Genomic DNA, 16,799 nt, shown 5'->3' on the forward strand with positions numbered 1-16,799 from the left:
CAATATCGTGTCCGATACCGGCAGCATCACGACGCTCATTCCCGCGTTCGTCGGCGTGATCTTCGTCGTGCTCGGCGCCGTGGGCCGCGCCAAGCCGGATCTCAACCACCACGTCATGCATGCCGCCGCAACACTTGCGTTAGTGGCGCTTCTTTCGAGCGCCGGGTCAGCAATCGGACGCGGCAGCACCGGTTTGGCGCTGTTTACGCAACTCGCCACCATTGTGGTGACGGGTGCCTTTCTGGTGCTGGCAATTCAGTCCTTCCGGGCCGCCCGGGTCGCACGAGAGGCCGAGGCCGCTTCGGCCTGAACCGGCCTTCGCCGTCAACACTGACGACGTCAGGCACGTCGCAACATGCCGAGGCCGAACTGAATCAGGTGTGAATTTCGTACATCCAGGTGTGAGCGCCAATCGCCTTATGGGCCACCCGTTCCACTCGGGCTTCTGGGATCACATCGCGGATGAACTCGAATTCGCTGGCGCATGCCTGGCCGAATTGTCTCGCGACGTCCCAGATGGGACAGCTGTGCAGGTTGATGTGAAAGCACTCGGCCCACATCTCAGAGCGCACGGCGGTGCGGTCGGACTCCCGATAGTCGTCCAAAATCGCCTCCGCCGAGATCGAAGCCATTGTCGGTTGCGACGCTCGATCGCGGCGGCAAATTTTTCCAGCCCCAGCTCTCGGTTGGGCACGCAGACAGGTGAAACAGCAGTGGGCGAACAGGTTGTGACGGAAAGTCAGTCGAAGCCCGATCCGGTGCAGCGCCATACCCTGAGCCAACGTCTGGGTTACCGGTTCGACGCAGCGCTGTCGCGTGGCCCGTCGATCGTGATCGGCTGGCTCGGGCTGCTCACCCTGATCGTTATCATGATCTCGGCGGTCATCCTGACGATCACCCGCCTCCGCGGTGTGGGCGGCGGCGAACGCCTGCCGCTCGGCGAGGCCCTCTGGCAGTCGATGCTGCGAGTCGTCGACGCCGGCACGTTCGCCGGCGACAGCGGTTGGTGGTCCCGAATCCTCGGTTTGCTCGTCACGTTGGCCGGCATCTTCATCGCCGGCAGCCTCATCGGTCTCATCGCGAGCGCTGTCGATCAACGCATCGAGGCGCTCCGCAAAGGACGCAGCACCGTCCTCGAGCACGGCCACACCCTCATCCTCGGGTGGTCCGAACGCGTGCCCGCCATCGTCAGCGAGTTGGTACTGGCGAACGAGAGCCTCAAACGTGCCGCGATCGTCGTGCTCGCAAACGAGGACAAGGTGATGATGGAGGAAACGTTGCGCGATGCAATCGACGACTTCCGCACCACGAAACTCGTGTGCCGCAGTGGACACACCTCCGGGTTTGCCGATCTCGCACTGGTCAACGTGACCGGGGCCCGCAGCATTGTGGTGATCGGGGGCAACGATGCATCCGTGGTCAAGACGCTGCTCGCGATGCGCCACCTCGGTACACACCCAGATGTGCCGATCGTCGCCGAACTCGTTGGCCAGGACGCGGCGACTTCCGTTCGTGCGTTGTTCGATCAACAGGTTCTGATCGTGAACTCCGACGCCGTCGTGGCTGAGCTCACCGCCCAGGCCTGTCGCCAGCGCGGCCTCAGCCAGGTCTTTCGTGAACTCCTCGATTTCGATGGTGACGAGATCTACTTCGAGGTGTTCCCCGAACTCGTCGGCACCAGCTTCGGTGCAGCACATCTCATGTTCGAGACGAGCAGCCTCCTGGGACTGGTGACGCCAGACCGAGACGTCGTCCTCAACCCGCCGTCCGACAGAGTGCTGGCCGTCGGCGATCAACTGATCGGCATCGCCTCCGACGACAGCACGTTTGTCGTCGGGCAGGCCATTCAGCCGCAGGAGCTTGAGGTCAAAAACCGACTCGTCGACGACGGCAACGCAGATCGTCGCATCATCCTCGTCGGGTGGAGCCAGCTCGGGCCCCGCGTCGTTGCCGAGCTCGACGAGTTCCTCGGCCCCGAGACAACCGTCGAGATCATCGTCGACCCCGCGATCCACGATCCGATCGAGGTGAGGCAGTCGTTCGAGACGCAGACGATCGCGATCGAGGTACACACCGTTTCCGGACGACCCGAGCAGATCGCTCAGGCTGTTGCGTCGCGAACTTTTCACGAGGTCATCGTTCTGGGTCGACGAATCGGGATGTCGGCTGAGGAAGCCGATGCTGCGACGCTGCTGACACTCATGTCGTTCAACCAACTGCCGCAGCGTGACGGGGCCGAACGGGTCCGTATCGTCGCTGAACTCCTTGAGCAGCGGCACGCGCCGTTGGCGATGGCAACTGGTGCGGACGACTTCATCGTCAGCGATGAACTGACGAGTTTGATGATGGCGCAGCTCTCCGAGCACGGCGCACTTGATCGAGTGTTCCGCATTCTGTTCGATCGCGGTGGCGCCACTATTCAGATGTTTCCGGCCGCCAGCTACGGCGTGACCACACGCACCGGGACGTTCGCAGACGTCGTCGCAGCAGCGACGGCCATCAACCAGTGCGCCATCGGATATCGACGCCACGAAGACGGCGAGGTCGTGGTCAATCCGGCCAAGAATGCCCCGCTGCGGCTCGATGACCTCGATGCCGTCGTCGTCTTGCGCTGACGTACCCCGCAACCGGTTCAGCCCGAAGAAGCCCTGCAGGCGAGTGACCCCGTGACGCATCGAAACCGATGTACCAACCGGTGCGACGAGCGTCCGGCTCGGTTGGACATCGGTGCCAGCGTTAGCGTGGGCTGGTGGCGTTCAGTCACACAGCACGCGCGCCACCACACCGCCGTCACTCCACGAAACGAAACACCGAAGGGGACCCCACCATGAAGCTGAACCTCAGCGTCGACGAGGTGCTCAGCACCACCCGCGCCGTCCGCAAGCGACTCGACTTCGACAGGCCCGTCGACCCAGCGGTGCTCGAGGAATGCCTCAAGCTGGCCGTTCAGTCGCCTACCGGGTCGAACATGCAGGCCTGGCAATGGCTGGTGGTCACCGATCCCGAAAAGCGCAAGGCCCTCGGTGACATCTACCGCAAGGGTTGGGAGATCTACACGACGATGGAGGGCAACGTCGCCACCGCGTACAAGGGTGACGATGCTGACCGTGAGGCGCAGCAAGACCGGGTGCTCGGCTCGGCCACGTATCTCGCTGAGAACTTCGAGAAAGCGCCTGCAATGTTGATCCCCTGCCTGCCAGGGCGCCTCGACGGGCTCCCGGCCATGGCGGGTGCATCGATGTTCGGTTCGATTCTTCCCGGCGTCTGGAGCTTCATGCTCGCGGCCCGCGAGCGCGGCCTCGGCACGTCGTGGACGACCATCCACCTCATGCACGAGCAGGAGGCGGCCGACGTCTTGGGCATCCCGTTCGACGAGGTGACCCAGTGCGCGCTCATCACCGTTGGCTACACGAAGGGGACCGACTTCAAGCCGGCCGCGCGGCCACCGATGGAGACGGTGACGCACTGGAATAGTTGGGGCGGTCGCCAGGCATGACGCCCGAGGAGACCGTCGACGCATTCATCGCGGCGCTCGAACACAAGGACCTCGACGCGGCCGTTGCCCTGGTGAGCGACGATTGCGAATACGACAACGTGCCGATGGGCAAGGTGCGCGGCCGAGCGGAGATCCGCGCCATCCTCGAGCCGATGATCACGGCCTGCGCAACCGTCGAGTGGATCGTCCATCGACAAGCCGCTGCCGGAAACCTCGTCATCAACGAGCGTCTCGACCGGTTCGAGATGCCGTTCGGATGGATCGAGATGCCGGTCGCCGGTGTCTTCGAGCTCGATGACAACGGCAAGATCGCACTGTGGCGTGACTACTTCGACCTCGCCACTTACCGCAATCAGTTGCCGGCGAGCTGACACCCGATCGATCATTTGTCTCGTCAGGCATGGTGCGGAACCTCTCCGTTCGGGATCGCGGTCGCGATCTGTCCACCTACGTCTCGACGTACGGCTGCAGAACGGGCGACATGCGCCACTTCTCGGGGACATTCTCGACACCGATGACGCGGTCAATCTCCTCGTGCAGGTGCCAGATGCGACGCTCCTGATAGTTGATCGGGATCCCACGCAAGGCAGGCGACTCCATCGACCGCTGCATTGGAGCCATGTTTCGCTCGTCCTCGGCCATGATCGAGTTGTAGCCATCGCGCCGTGTTTTCCAATGCTCAGGAAGGTCGTCAGGGTCGAATCGGTCCTGCCCCTCCGGTGGAAGGCCGTAGTAAATCCATTCGAGCAGGGTCGTGCCCTTGTCGATCGGCCAGAAGACATTGATCGGGAACCCAATCGGGCCAAGCGGGATGATCACGTTGGGGAAAATGCTGACCGCCGAACTCGTGCAACTCGCCATATTGGGCACCCCCGTGATCGACGCGAACGGACGGTGATCAATCGGCCTCCAATCGTCCCAGTCGGCCATGCCCATGCGGGCCGCATGCTGCGCGGAGAACGGTGTGATCATCCGGCTGTGTCCGTTCGGGTACAAACCCATTGCTGCGCCACGATTATCGAGGACGCTGACGCCACCGTGGGAGTGAATGTGCTTGAAGTGGTACACCTCGAGAAATGCTTCGGCGGTCACCTTCCAATTGCAGGGCACGATCCGCGTCTCGCGATACACCTCGCGCAGCTCCGAGCCTCGGAACGGGTCGAGCATCTCGGCAAGTGGCCCGATCCAATCGACCAACGGGTCGGCATCAAGGTCGAGATTGACGAAGACGAACCCGCCATACGCGTCGCAACTCGCCCTCGGCAGACACCGTTGTTCCCAGTCGAGGTCAACGAAGTCCCGTTCATCGGGCACGGCGACGAGCGTGCCACCGTCGACTTCGTACGTCCACGAGTGATATTGGCACCGAAGGCGCCGCGCCGACCCTCGTTCATCACGCACAACCGGCGCCCCACGGTGCTGGCATGTGTTGTAAAAGCAACGCACCACATCGTCGGTCCCACGCACCACGAGCAGCGGCACACCGAGCTTGTCAAACGTGAAGTAGTCACCTGGATTCGGGACGTCCTCGAGCCGACCCGCGATCACCCACGTCTTGGACCAGAGATGCTCACGTTCGAGATCGTGGAACGCATCGCTCGTGTGCCGTTCAGTGGCAATGTCGTGGAACGCCGGGAAACCTTCTGGAGGCGCGGTGCGCTGGAACTCATAGGCCATGTCGGCGCGGATGCGTTCCACCAGCAGATCGTCCATCCCGTCCGTCCTGTCTGTCCCGTCTGTCGCGTCCATCGGCCTCAGCTCACGAGTTGATTGATCGCCGAAACCCCGTCGAGGTCAACGATTGCCTCGACCGAACGCCGGAGGAGCTGACGAGTCATCTGCTGACTTGCGTCCGGCAAATTCTCGTAATCGGGATATGAGGCGAAGCCATACATGAGACAGAACGCTGCAGCGCAACGAACGTCGAACCACAACTGCTCGATGTCACGCTCGACGCCGTGCGCGGCCAACTGGCTGACGTATCGCTGTACCAGTTCCCGCTCCCGTCCAGCACGCGTTTCGCGTTCCAACGACTGACTCAGAAAGTACGCCAAGTCATAGGCGCCATTACCGGTCGCCATAATCTGGAAGTCGAACACGATCACGTTGCCGTCGTCGTCAAAGAACATGTTGTCGGTCCGCCAATCACCGTGGAGTAACGACGGCGACGTGCTGACGAGATCCAGCATGTGCCGAAGGTGGTCGGCCCAGGCATCGCCGAAATCAATCAGTTCTGGCGGAAGGAGATCGGATGCATGTTCCTTTGCCGCGGGCCAGCCAACGGCATGTAACCCTGGCAGCGCAGCGAGGTGGATCGGATTCTGGAAGGAGATGAACGTCTCGGACAGATCGTCGAGTTCAGAGGATCCAAACCACGTGGCATGAAATGCAGCGAGTGCGTCAAGTGCAGCCAGCGCTTGCTCCCACGTGGCACCCGTTGATGCATCTGCCTGTGAGAAACAACTCAGGTCCTCTATGACCAGACAGCAGTTCGACTTGTCGTCGGCCATCATCGCCGCGTGCACAACGGGTGTCCGGATGGGCGACTGAGGCACCACCTCGGTATAGGCCTTCACCTCCCGTTCGTAAATGTTGAACGCGTCAGCAATGCCGCGCTGGTGCGGAATGACCGTCGGGAACTTGACGATCACCGTGGCCGGACCCGGCGGGCCACCCACATATTCGAGCGTCGATCGAAAGAGCTGCGACAGCAAACCAACGCCGACTGCAAACGGCTCATTGCTGATCGAGCTCACCGAGACGTCGGCGGTGAGCGCACCACTCACGCGCAGGACGTTGGTCATCCACGACGCTGTGACTTCTTCGATGTCGGTCGGAATCCCGACCTCTTGTCCTGCGATTGCCACCATAGAAATTCTCCGTTCTTAGTGCTCTGCGAGCACGTTTCGTACCGCTTCGACGACCTGCGCGGCCGTCGCTCCCGGTGTCAGTACCGCGGCTACTCCCGCCGCTTTCAACGCGGCGAAATCATCGGCCGGCACGATGCCGCCGACGATCACGGGGATCTCGGCTCCTCGACTCCGTACGGCCTCGACGACCAGCGGAGCCAAGGTCATGTGCGCTCCCGACAACATCGACAGCCCAATGGCATCGACGTCCTCGTCGACTGCCGCAGCAGCAACCGTTTGCGGAGTCTGGAAGAGCCCGGTGTAGATCACTTCGAAGCCAGCATCGCGAAGGATTCGCGCAACGATCTTGACGCCGCGGTCGTGACCGTCGAGACCCACTTTCGCGACGAGAATGCGATGGCTCATATCACCGGTACTTCGACGTGGCGGCCGAAGACGCCTGCCATCGTGTTCATCATCTCGCCAAGTGTGACGTAGGCACGCGATGCCTCAAGCAGCGTCGGCATCAAGTTGACCTCGGGATCAGCGGCCTCGGCCGCCAGCTTCGCCAACACTGCGTCGACCGACGCTTGGGACCGATCGCCGCGCACAGTTTCGAGTCGCTTGCGTTGCCGGGTCTCGTCTGCGTTGCTGATGCGGAGCGTTTCGATCTGCGGGTCATCATTGCCTTCGGTGAAGTTCGAAACCCCAACGATGATCCGCTGACCCGAATTGAACTTCCGCTCGAGATCGTACGCAGAGTCGGCGATACGACTTTGAAACCAATTCTCGTCGATGCCCTCGATGCAGCCTTCGAGCATCGACCCCGAGCCGAAGTCGTCGAGTTTCGCAAAGATCTCTTCGGCCTGCCGCTCCATTTCATCGGTGAGTTCCTCAACGAAGTACGAGCCTCCGAGCGGATCGGCTACATGGGTGACGTTTGTTTCATACGCAATCACCTGCTGGGTACGCAACGCAATCCGAGCGCTCTTCTCGGTCGGCAGCGCGAGCGCCTCGTCCATCGAGTTGGTGTGCAGACTTTGCGTCCCACCGAGCACCCCAGCCAAGGCTTCGATGGCGGTGCGCACAATGTTCACTTCTGGTTGCTGCGCGGTGAGCGAGACTCCGGCTGTCTGAGTGTGGAATCGCAACTGCATCGACTTGGCGAGCTGCGCTCCATAGCGATCATGCATCCAGCGAGCCCAGATCCGGCGCGCCGCACGCAGCTTGGCAATCTCTTCGAAGAAGTCGATATGCGCATTGAAGAAGAAACTGAGTCGCGGTGCAAAGGTGTCGATCGGCAGACCAGCCCGCAACGCCAACTCGACGTATGCAAATCCGTTCGCCAGCGTGAACGCCAGCTCCTCAGCCGCAGTCGATCCGGCCTCGCGAATGTGATAGCCAGAGATAGAGATCGAGTTCCAGCGAGGCATCTCCGCAGCGGTGAACTTGATCGTGTCACGAACCAACCGCATCGACTGACGCGGCGGAAATACGTATTCTTTCTGCGCCTGGTACTCCTTCAATATGTCGTTCTGAAGTGTGCCGCCGAGCAGCGATCGGTCGACCCCGGCCTTCTCGGCCTGAGCGACAAACATCGCAAAGATCGGCGCAGCCGGGCTATTGATTGTCATCGACGTGGTGATTTCTCCCAGGTCGATACCCGCATAGAGATCTTCCATATCGGCAAGGCTGTCAATGGCAACACCACAGCGTCCGACCTCACCAAGCGACATCTCGTCATCGGAATCGAGCCCGAGCAACGTCGGCATATCAAACGCCGTCGACAGGCCTGTCCCGCCTGCTTTGAGAATCTCCTTGAAGCGCCAATTCGTGTCCTCGGCGGTGCCGAACCCGGCGAACATCCGCATCGTCCACAGCCGTGACCGATACATCGACGCATGCGGCCCGCGGGTGTACGGGTACTGGCCCGGGAACTCGCCATCGTCCGGTCCGTACACAGGTGCCAACGGGACACCCGACATCGTCGAGTAGTCGGCCTCGCGCCGCGGTGACTCGTCGAAGGCCTGCTGCCAGATCTCTCGGTTCGTGCTCAAGGGGCAACCCTTCGTCCGTACGCAGCAGGAGTCCGCCCGTACTCGTCGACAATGTTGAATTCGACAGCGAGGTCTTCGACCCACTGAATCGTGCCACTGCGATCCATCAAATCGTGCGCCGTCGCGAGCGCTGCTGCTGTTCTCCCGACGGCGAGCGGGGTCTGGGCGGTGTCCATTGCCAATGCATCGACGCCGCGCGCCTCGACGATGAACTCAGTCGACACGCTGCCGGGATACAGTGTGACAGACGCGATGCCCTTGGGTTCGAGCTCGATGGCCATGTCGGCGCTCAGCCGGTCGAACCCAGCTTTGCCCGCGCCGTACGACGAGCTGAAGTGATAGCTCTGCCCACCGGGCGACGACACGTTGCAGATGAATCCACCAGGGCCGGCGGCAAACAGCAGCGGGGCGGCGTGCCATGCAGCGACGTAATGCGCCCGCAAGCCGATGCCGACCTGGTCGTCCCAGATCGACACTGGGTGATCCCAGAATCCTCCGCCCCATGCCGGTGGGTCGGGAATCTTGTAGACGTTGTTGACCAAGATGTCGAGTTGGCCGTGATCGTCACCCACGCGTGCGAAAAGTGCTGCGATCTGAGCGTCGTCGCCATGATCGGTCTGCACTGCAACACCGTGGCCGCCCGCCTCGTTGACGAGTTGCGCCGTCCGGTCGACGGTCAACTCGCCGTCACCAGTGGAGCGACCAGTGATGTACACGGTGGCACCCAGTTCGCCGAGAGCGATTGCCGTGCCGCGTCCGATGCCTCGGCTCGACCCGGTGACAACCGCGACCTTGCCGGCGAGCGACTGCGTCATGTTGACGCTCCGGCAGGAACGACGTCGACGTCGAGTCGCGTCAGCCCACGCAGGAGGAAGCTGGGGAAGTAGCCGAACTCATTGGAGTCGGGCAGCGTGAAGCTGTCGAGGCGCTTCGACAGCTCTTCGAGCGCCACCTTGCCTTCGAGCCGCGAGAGCGCCGCGCCCAGACAGAAGTGAATCCCTTTGCCGAATGCAAGATGATCGCGCAGGTTCTCCCGGTCGGGGTTGAAGGTGTCGGCATCCTCGTAGAGCGTCGCGTCGCGGTTTGCCGATGCGAACACGATGACCAGGCGAGCGCCCTTCGGAATGTGGACGCCCTCGAGCTCATGGTCTTTCGTGGAGATCCGAAACATGCCCTGTGTGGGTGTGGACAGTCGGAGCGCTTCTTCGATGATGGCAGGCGCCCGTGATGGGTCGTCTTTGAGTTTGCGCCACTCGTCGGGGTTCTCGGCCAGCATCCGGATCGTCTCGGTGAGCAATTTCGTGGTGGTCTCGTTGCCTGCAACGAGCAGCTGCTGCACCATGCTGAGCATCTCGGCCATGTCGAGCGGGCGCTTGTCGGTGACATCCGGGTCGTCATCGTCGATGCGCGCGTTGAGCAGGTTGGTCAGCAAGTCGTCTTGGGGCTCGGTCCTGCGTTTCTCGAACTCGGAGGCGAAGTAGTGTTGGTATTCGTTGACGCCGCGTTCGGCCTCAAGGCGCCTCTCGAGTGAGATATTGGTGCCGATTCCGGCGATCGAATCGTCGGACCACCGCTTGAAATCGGCCAACCGATCGTCGGGAACGTTCAACGCATGGGCAATCACCTCGACGGGCAACGGCACCCCGAACTGCTCGACGTACTCGATCGAGCCGCTGTCGATCCACGAGTCGATCAGCCGTGTGGTGATCGCCCGAATCACTGGTTCGAGCTCGGCAATGACCTTGGGGGTGAATGCCTTCGAGATCAACCGGCGATAGCGCGTGTGGTCGGGCATGTCGGCGGTGAGCATCGTCGGCACGCGCGGGTAGCCGTCGGCCATCACCTCGGCCATCTTGGCTCGATCGTCGGGCGGTAGCGGCATGCTTGCCCCACCGAACATCGACGAGTAGGTCTCGACGTCGCGGATCACCTTGAGGACAAGGTCGTACCTCGTCACGAGATACATGCCCATCGATTCGAGCAACATCACCGGTTGCTCATCGCGCATTTGGGCGTAGTGCGGGAAAGGACACTGCAGCGTGTCAGCGTCGAAGGGGTTGAAGGTGGCCAAGTCGTTGGTCATGTGATGTCTCGTCTTTCAGTCGATTCAGAGTTCAGCGAGCGTTGCTTTGAGCGTCGGGAGTTCCAGACCACGTGCCATGATCTCGTCCATGCCACCGACTACGCCGGTGATGTTGGCGATCACGATGTGTTCGAGGCCGTTCTTGGCGTAGCCCTCGAACTGTGTTGCCAGCTCGTCAGAGTTACCGATGAACAGAACCTCTTTGACCATCTCGAACGGGATGGTGTCGGCAAGGTCACGCAGATCGTTGGCGTCGAGGTCGTGGATGATGACATCGACGAAGCCCTGCGAGTCGTTGCCCAGCGGATGCTGCAGGCCATGCTTTTCCCAGATGTGACCCATCGCGAAAAGGCCGAACAGCTTGCCAAGTGGCTCAGCCTCGAACATCTCAGCGGCCTTGTCCTGGCTCTCGGAGAAAAGGACGAACGGGAGCAGCGAACTCTCGGGTGCAGGGCGCCCCGCAGCCGCTGCGTGATCGGCGACGACTTGACGCTTCGCGCCGTACTCCTCGGGGTCCATCCACCAAGCAGGGATCCAGCCATCGCCGTACTGCCCCGTGAGGCGCAGCATTCGCGGGCCGTGCCCGGCCACCCAAACGGCGGGCGATCCACGACCTTCTGCTTGGAGCGGCAGGCCCATGCGACCGACGCCTCCATCAGCCATTTTGCCGGTGTCAAGCAGTGACCGCAAGTCGCGCAGTACGTCTTCGAGAACACTCACCGGCTTGTCGAAGGGGTACCCGAAGGGGAGCAGGCTCTCGGCTTCGCCTGATCCAATGCCCAAAATGAAGCCGCCCGGGTTGAGGTCGTTCAGCGTGAGCGAGGTGCGTGCGAGATCGGCTGCACCGCGCCGTGTGGCGTCAGTGACCGAAATGCCGAACGGCCGGTCGGTCAGGGTGCCGACCTTCGCGCCGTAGACAAACGGGTCGTAGAACGCGTCGGGGTCAGCGGCCAGGGCCGAAAGCGGCGTTTCACTCCACAGATCGGGGTGGAAAACACCGAGGATGTGATCGGGCGACCAGTACGAGTCAAAGCCGACCTGCTCGTAGACCTCGAGCATCATCGCAGTGCTTTCCCAGGGGAACTGTGAAGGGAGGTTGATGCCGACTTTCATGGTGTGTCTCTTTCCAAGTGTGAATTCGTGTAGTTCATGGGGGTCATGGGGTGATGGGAGTCACGGCGGTTCGGCTGGGTTGGGTCGTCACGTGCCAGCAAGCCGTTCGACGATCGGTGCGACAGCTTCAGCTGTCGACTGGCCGAACGTCACATAGCTGATTCCGTACGCGTCTCGGCGAGATTGCAGCTGCTCGCAGATCGCATCGACAGACCCGATCAGGGCGTGCGGATGTTCCGCCAGTTGTTCTGGTTCGAGTGCAAACATCGGCGCCATCTTCGCAAGCGTCGCCTCGCGTTGGTCAGTGACGACGGTGAAGTACGCCCCGATCTCGATCTCGATGTCATCCAGGCCACGACCGTCGGAACGCTCGCTCACGCCCGCCTTGACCCACTCGATCTTCTGTGCCGTGAGTTCGGCGGTGCTGCTGCCAACACCGCTCGGGCCGATCTTGCCCGAGCTGTTGTTGAAGTTGAGGCTCACGATGTCGGCCTCGCGGCCAGCAATACCGAGCACCCGCTGGGCTCCACCGCCGATCATGATCGGCGGCATTCCCTTGGCAGGTTTGGGCACGCCTTCGAAGCCCGTGGCATTCACGTGCTCGCCAGCTACATCGATTTGCCCGTCACCGAGATGCGCCCGAATGAGCCCGAGGGTTTCTTCCATTCTGTCGAGCCGAATGCCAGCGCGATCCCAGGGCACGCCCATCGCCTCGTATTCACCCTGCAGCCACCCGGCACCCAGACCTATTTCGAGGCGTCCTTCGGAGAAGAAGTCGAGAGTGGCCAGTTCCTTGGCAAACATCACCGGCTGGCGGTAGTCGGTGCAGAACACGCGCGCCCCAATGTTGATTGTGCTCGTTGCCTCGATCGCGACGGCCATGGCAGGGATCGCCGCGACGTTCTGGATCGGGTGGTTCGTCGCCGTGAGCGCAGGGCCAGGGCCGATGACATGATCCGCGACGCTGAAGGTGCCAAAGCCCATCGCCTCGGCTCGGCGCGCCTGATTGCGCCAGTCGTCCGGCGTGTCAGCTGCGTAACTTTGCAGGCCGAACCTGAACGGCTTCGTCATTTTGAGAACCCCTAAGAAATATCGCGATCAGACCACACCGGCCCGCTGATATGCGAAGCTAGTCGGTGAGTTACTTTACAGACGTACGGAAACTACCGGAGGTGTTTTACATGACGTCAACCGAAGCGCAGACTGCCGACCAGAACCCGATGAATACGACCGGCGCGGTGAACACGCGACACACCTTCTGCCGTGTGTGCCACGCCAGCTGTCCCATGGAAGTCGACATCGTCGATAACCGCGTCATCGCCGTCCGAGGCGTCATGGACGATCCGCTCTTCGAGGGCTACACCTGCATCAAGGGTCGCGCTATCCCCGACCAGATGGCTGACCCCAACCGCCTCCGCGCTCCCCTCCGGCGACGGCCAGACGGGACGTTCGAACAAACCAGCAGCGGCGCCGCACTCGACGAGATCGGCGCCGAACTACGACGCATCATCGACACCTACGGTCCACGCGCCGTCGCGTCATACACCGGTACCGGCGGGTACCAGAACTCCGTCGCTGTTCCTGCTGCACGTGCATTCCACCAGGGCATCGGCTCCCAATCGTTTTACACGTCGGTCACCATCGATCAGCCCGCCAAGGGATTGGCCGGGTTCCGCCTCGGCGGGTGGGAGGCTGGATACAACAGCTTCACCGACTCCGACGTCCACATGGCCATCGGCTACAACTCCCCGGTCTCGTCGTACGCGCCGATCGGCGGCCTCCAGGGCACCAATCCATTCGTCGTTATGCGCAAACGCAAAGCCGAGGGTATGAAGCTGGTCGTCATCGACCCGCGCCGAACCGAGCTCGCTGGCTTCGCCGACATCCACTTACAGATCCGTCCTGGCCAAGACCCGGTGCTCTTGGCGGGCATGATCCGAATCGTCCTCGAAGAGGGTCTGCAAGATCACGAGTTCTGCGAGCGGTGGATGAGCCAAATGGCCGAACTCGCGGCGGCGGTTGAACCGTTCACTCTCGACGTTGTCGCGCAGCGGTGCCAACTCGACGCCGACGACGTGCTTGCCGCCGCGCGCATGTTCGCGGCTGGTCAACGAGGTACAGCCGGCACCGGCACCGGCCCGAACATGGCAGCACACTCGAGCCTCACCGAGCACCTCGTCATGGTGCTCAACACCATCCTCGGACGCGTCAACCGCGAGGGCGACCTGCTCGAAAACGGATTGCTCCTCTACCCCGAGATGCCCCACCGGGCTCAGGCCGTCGCACCACGCCCACCTGCGGAGGGGCCTCGTGCGCGCATCCGCAACCTGCGGGGCTACCGCGGTGAAATGCCGGCGGCCACGCTGTGCGAAGAGATCCTGACACCGGGCGATGGCCGTATCCGGGCGTTAATCGTCAGTGGCGGCAACCCTGCCGTTGCGTTCCCAAACCAGCAGCTCACGCTCGATGCGCTCCAGGACCTCGAATTGCTGGTGGTTATCGACTATCGAATGACGGCCACCGCCGAGTTTGCTGACTACGTCATTGCTCCCACTGTGCCGTTGGAGCGCGCTGACGTTCCGCACCTGATGGATCGATGGTTCCGCGCGCCGTACACCAACTACACCGAGGCGGTCGTCGAACGCGACGGCGATGTCTTGAACGAGTGGGAAGTCTTTTGGGAGCTCGCTTCGAGGCTCGGCAGCACACTGCCCTTCCCCGGCGGATCACCCGACATGACCACCCGCCCCGATACCGACGAGATCATCGATCGTTCCTATTTCGGATCGCGCATGCCGCTCGACGAGGTGCGCGCCAACCTGCGCACCGTCCACATGGACAAGAAGCTGACAGTGCAGCCGGCTGAAGAGGGTGCCGGTGCGAAGTTCACGCCGGCTCCCGACGACTTCGTTGCCGAGCTCGCCAACGTGTTCGAAGAAGGCCCTGACGGCTTCGGTGGCACTGACGTTGCCGGCTACCCGTTCCGCCTCGTCAGCCGTCGGCTCAAGCACGTGCTCAACTCCACCGGCCCCGAGCTGCCGAGCCTCGCCCGCAAGGGCATCACCAACCCGGCATACATGCACCCTGGCGACGTCGACGAGATGGGCTGCGTTGCTGGCGACCTCGTCGAAATCACCTCCCCGCAGGCCTCGATCTGGGGGGTTGTGCAGCCGTCAGATGACGTCAAACGCGGCGTCATCTCCATGGCGCATTCGTGGGGCGGCTCCTCGCTCAGTGACGAAAAGGTCCGTGACATCGGCTCACCGACCAGCCGCCTGGTGTCCGAGCACGCAGCCCACGACCCTGTCACCGGGATGATTGTGTCGAGCGCGATTCCCGTCTCCGTTGCAAAGGTGAGCGAGCCCGTATGACCCTCCAGGAGGCACCAGGATCCCCCAGCGCCGAACGCGTCGACGCCACACCAAACGACGAGCAGCATCAGCGATATCAACGGTACGGTCAGCCCACCAAGCACGACCATGCAGGTGAACCCTGGCAGCACGATTGGCACGAGGTCGCCGGCCGCCTGCTCACGCATCTCGACGATGGCACGACCGACTCGCTCCCCGACATCCTCACGGTGAGCGTGAACGACTACCTCGACACCGAACGCTGGCAGCGCGAAGTCGATGTACTTTTCCGTTGCGGACCTGTCGTCTCGGCGCTCAGCGCTCATCTTCCATCTCCGGGCTCATACCGGTCAATTGACATCGCCGGCGTGCCGGTACTCACGGTGCGCCAGGCCGACGGCTCGGTCAAAGCGTTCATCAACGCCTGCCGTCATCGCGGTGCTCAGATCGTCGAGCACGGCTGCGGAGCGACGCGCCGGTTCACGTGTCCGTACCACGCCTGGAGCTACGACACTGCTGGTGCTCTCGTCGGCATTTCGGGTCGGGACAAGTTCGGTGAGATCGACGTCGACACCCGCGGCCTGACCGAACTCGCCTGCGAAGAACGCAGCGGCATCGTCTTCGCCATTCTCACTCCCGGCCTCGATTTCGACCTTGACAGCTGGCTCGGGGGCTACGACGTGGTGCTCGATGCGCTCGGCTTGGCCGACATGGAACTCCTCGAAGAACGCCATTTGGTCGGACCGAACTGGAAATTGGCCTACGACGGATACCTCGACGGATACCACCTCGACATCTTGCACAAGGACACGCTCGGGGTCGACACGATGGGCAACGTGATGACGTGGGACGCTTGGGGTCCGCACCAACGTGTCGCGTTCGCTCGTCACGTCACCCACGACCTGCGCGACATCCCCGAAGCCGAGTGGGAACCCCGCAAACACGTCGGCTTCGTCCACACCGTGTTCCCGCACGTCTCTGTCGCCGGCAACGGGGGCACCGGGGCCATGGTCAGCCAACTGATTCCTGGGCCGACCTCTGACCGATCGCGCACGATTCAAACCCACATCATCTCCAAGACGGCAACCGACGAGGAGCGAGAGGCCACGATGAAACGCGTCGACTTCCTCGAACGAGTCGTCATTGACGAGGATTACAAGACCGGCCTCGGCATTCAAGCTGCGTTGGCATCAGGCGCAAACACCGAGTTCGTTTTCGGGCGCAACGAGCCCGGCAACCAGACCTTCCATCGTTGGGCCGACCGCTTGCTCGCGGCCACACCTGTGGCGGCCCCACACCGTCCACGAGCAGAAATGAGCACATGATGGCCCGCATCGACGTCCCGGAGGGTGCAGGCCGCGAGGCCTCGCGGATCTGGCAACTTGCCCCGTCACTTGGCGAAGGCCTCCACGCTATGAGTCAGGCGGTCTACGAACAGTCGAGCCTCGCGGTCCGCGAACGCGAGGTGGCGCGCATGCGCATCGCCCAACTCAACGAGTGTCACGTTTGAATGAATACACGCGCTGCATCGGCGATGCAGCAAGGACTCACCGACGAGCTCTACCAGCACGTCCACGAATTCCGGGACAACCCGGAATTCACTGTCCGAGAGAAACTTGCGGCCGAGTTCGCTGAGCAGTTCGCAATCGACCATCGCGGCATCAGCGACGAGATGTGGGCACGCATGAGCGAGCACTACACCGACGTCGAGTTGCTCGAACTCACGGTCACCTGCGGTTTCTGCCTCGGCATCGGCCGCGCGTTCCAAGTGCTCGACATCGCTCGCGACTTCGACGTGTTGTGGAGCCGCGAGCCGTCTCCACCGAGTTGACCCGCAGTGAGTTCAGTAAT

Annotated in this window: 17 protein-coding genes; 8 read left to right on the forward strand and 9 right to left on the reverse strand. The window is 62.3% G+C overall.

What is annotated here, in order from left to right:
* Nucleotides 1–310, forward strand: a 310-nt coding sequence (locus ACH2EI_RS15015) for a hypothetical protein (protein WP_395160633.1), incomplete at its 5' end; no start/stop codon positions are given.
* 64 nt (nt 311–374) lie between these two features.
* Here ACH2EI_RS15015 and ACH2EI_RS15020 read toward each other — a convergent pair.
* The gene (locus ACH2EI_RS15020; RefSeq protein ID WP_395160635.1) at nt 375–632 is read right to left on the reverse strand and encodes a hypothetical protein; all 258 of its coding nucleotides are present in this window, start codon (nt 630–632) and stop codon (nt 375–377) included.
* A 96-nt stretch (nt 633–728) separates the two neighbouring features.
* Here ACH2EI_RS15020 and ACH2EI_RS15025 point away from each other — a divergent pair, with 96 nt between their 5' ends.
* The 3 genes from ACH2EI_RS15025 to ACH2EI_RS15035 all read left to right on the forward strand — a co-directional run bounded on the left by ACH2EI_RS15025 (nt 729) and on the right by ACH2EI_RS15035 (nt 3,867).
* The gene (locus ACH2EI_RS15025; protein WP_395160637.1) at nt 729–2,615 is read left to right on the forward strand and encodes a hypothetical protein; all 1,887 of its coding nucleotides are present in this window, start codon (nt 729–731) and stop codon (nt 2,613–2,615) included.
* Between the two features lie 212 nt (nt 2,616–2,827).
* The gene (locus ACH2EI_RS15030) at nt 2,828–3,496 is read left to right on the forward strand and encodes a nitroreductase family protein (protein WP_395153640.1); all 669 of its coding nucleotides are present in this window, start codon (nt 2,828–2,830) and stop codon (nt 3,494–3,496) included.
* On the forward strand, nt 3,493–3,867 hold the full coding sequence (locus tag ACH2EI_RS15035) for a limonene-1,2-epoxide hydrolase family protein (protein WP_395153639.1): 375 nt from the start codon (nt 3,493–3,495) through the stop codon (nt 3,865–3,867). The genes ACH2EI_RS15030 and ACH2EI_RS15035 overlap by 4 nt, the downstream gene beginning before the upstream one ends.
* Before the next feature lie 76 nt (nt 3,868–3,943).
* On the opposite strand, the gene ACH2EI_RS15040 is transcribed toward ACH2EI_RS15035, so the two are convergent.
* From ACH2EI_RS15040 to ACH2EI_RS15075, 8 genes are all read right to left on the reverse strand, one after another.
* Nucleotides 3,944–5,209: an aromatic ring-hydroxylating dioxygenase subunit alpha gene (locus ACH2EI_RS15040; protein WP_395153638.1), complete on the reverse strand. Its 1,266-nt coding sequence runs from the start codon at nt 5,207–5,209 to the stop codon at nt 3,944–3,946.
* A 41-nt stretch (nt 5,210–5,250) separates the two neighbouring features.
* Entirely contained in the window at nt 5,251–6,366 is a 1,116-nt protein-coding gene (locus ACH2EI_RS15045; RefSeq protein ID WP_395153637.1) for a phosphotransferase, read from the reverse strand.
* Nucleotides 6,367–6,381: 15 nt separating this feature from the next.
* Nucleotides 6,382–6,771 carry a cobalamin-dependent protein gene (locus ACH2EI_RS15050; protein ID WP_395153636.1) on the reverse strand — a complete coding sequence of 130 codons (390 nt, stop codon included), beginning with the start codon at nt 6,769–6,771 and terminating at the stop codon, nt 6,382–6,384.
* Nucleotides 6,768–8,402, reverse strand: a complete 1,635-nt coding sequence (locus ACH2EI_RS15055; protein ID WP_395153635.1) for a methylmalonyl-CoA mutase — start codon at nt 8,400–8,402, stop codon at nt 6,768–6,770. Before ACH2EI_RS15055 ends, ACH2EI_RS15050 begins: the two co-directional genes overlap by 4 nt.
* Entirely contained in the window at nt 8,399–9,217 is an 819-nt protein-coding gene (locus ACH2EI_RS15060; protein WP_395153634.1) for an SDR family NAD(P)-dependent oxidoreductase, read from the reverse strand. Before ACH2EI_RS15060 ends, ACH2EI_RS15055 begins: the two co-directional genes overlap by 4 nt.
* The gene (locus ACH2EI_RS15065) at nt 9,214–10,485 is read right to left on the reverse strand and encodes a cytochrome P450 (RefSeq protein WP_395153633.1); all 1,272 of its coding nucleotides are present in this window, start codon (nt 10,483–10,485) and stop codon (nt 9,214–9,216) included. Before ACH2EI_RS15065 ends, ACH2EI_RS15060 begins: the two co-directional genes overlap by 4 nt.
* A gap of 24 nt (nt 10,486–10,509) precedes the next feature.
* Entirely contained in the window at nt 10,510–11,598 is a 1,089-nt protein-coding gene (locus tag ACH2EI_RS15070) for an LLM class flavin-dependent oxidoreductase (RefSeq protein WP_395153632.1), read from the reverse strand.
* Between the two features lie 87 nt (nt 11,599–11,685).
* Nucleotides 11,686–12,669, reverse strand: coding sequence for a TIGR03621 family F420-dependent LLM class oxidoreductase (locus ACH2EI_RS15075; protein WP_395153631.1), 984 nt, complete (start codon nt 12,667–12,669; stop codon nt 11,686–11,688).
* A gap of 110 nt (nt 12,670–12,779) precedes the next feature.
* Here ACH2EI_RS15075 and ACH2EI_RS15080 point away from each other — a divergent pair, with 110 nt between their 5' ends.
* From ACH2EI_RS15080 to ACH2EI_RS15095, 4 genes are read left to right on the forward strand one after another with little or no spacing between them, the layout of a single operon-like run.
* Entirely contained in the window at nt 12,780–14,969 is a 2,190-nt protein-coding gene (locus tag ACH2EI_RS15080; protein ID WP_395160639.1) for a molybdopterin-dependent oxidoreductase, read from the forward strand.
* Complete coding sequence (locus ACH2EI_RS15085) at nt 14,966–16,273, forward strand: aromatic ring-hydroxylating dioxygenase subunit alpha (RefSeq protein WP_395160641.1); 1,308 nt, start codon at nt 14,966–14,968, stop codon at nt 16,271–16,273. Before ACH2EI_RS15080 ends, ACH2EI_RS15085 begins: the two co-directional genes overlap by 4 nt.
* Complete coding sequence (locus tag ACH2EI_RS15090; protein WP_395153628.1) at nt 16,270–16,458, forward strand: hypothetical protein; 189 nt, start codon at nt 16,270–16,272, stop codon at nt 16,456–16,458. Before ACH2EI_RS15085 ends, ACH2EI_RS15090 begins: the two co-directional genes overlap by 4 nt.
* Complete coding sequence (locus ACH2EI_RS15095; protein WP_395153627.1) at nt 16,459–16,779, forward strand: carboxymuconolactone decarboxylase family protein; 321 nt, start codon at nt 16,459–16,461, stop codon at nt 16,777–16,779. It begins immediately after the preceding gene.
* Nucleotides 16,780–16,799 lie beyond the last annotated feature (20 nt).

The sequence above is a fragment of the Ilumatobacter sp. genome (assembly GCF_041688325.1).
GTDB lineage: Bacteria > Actinomycetota > Acidimicrobiia > Acidimicrobiales > Ilumatobacteraceae > Ilumatobacter_A.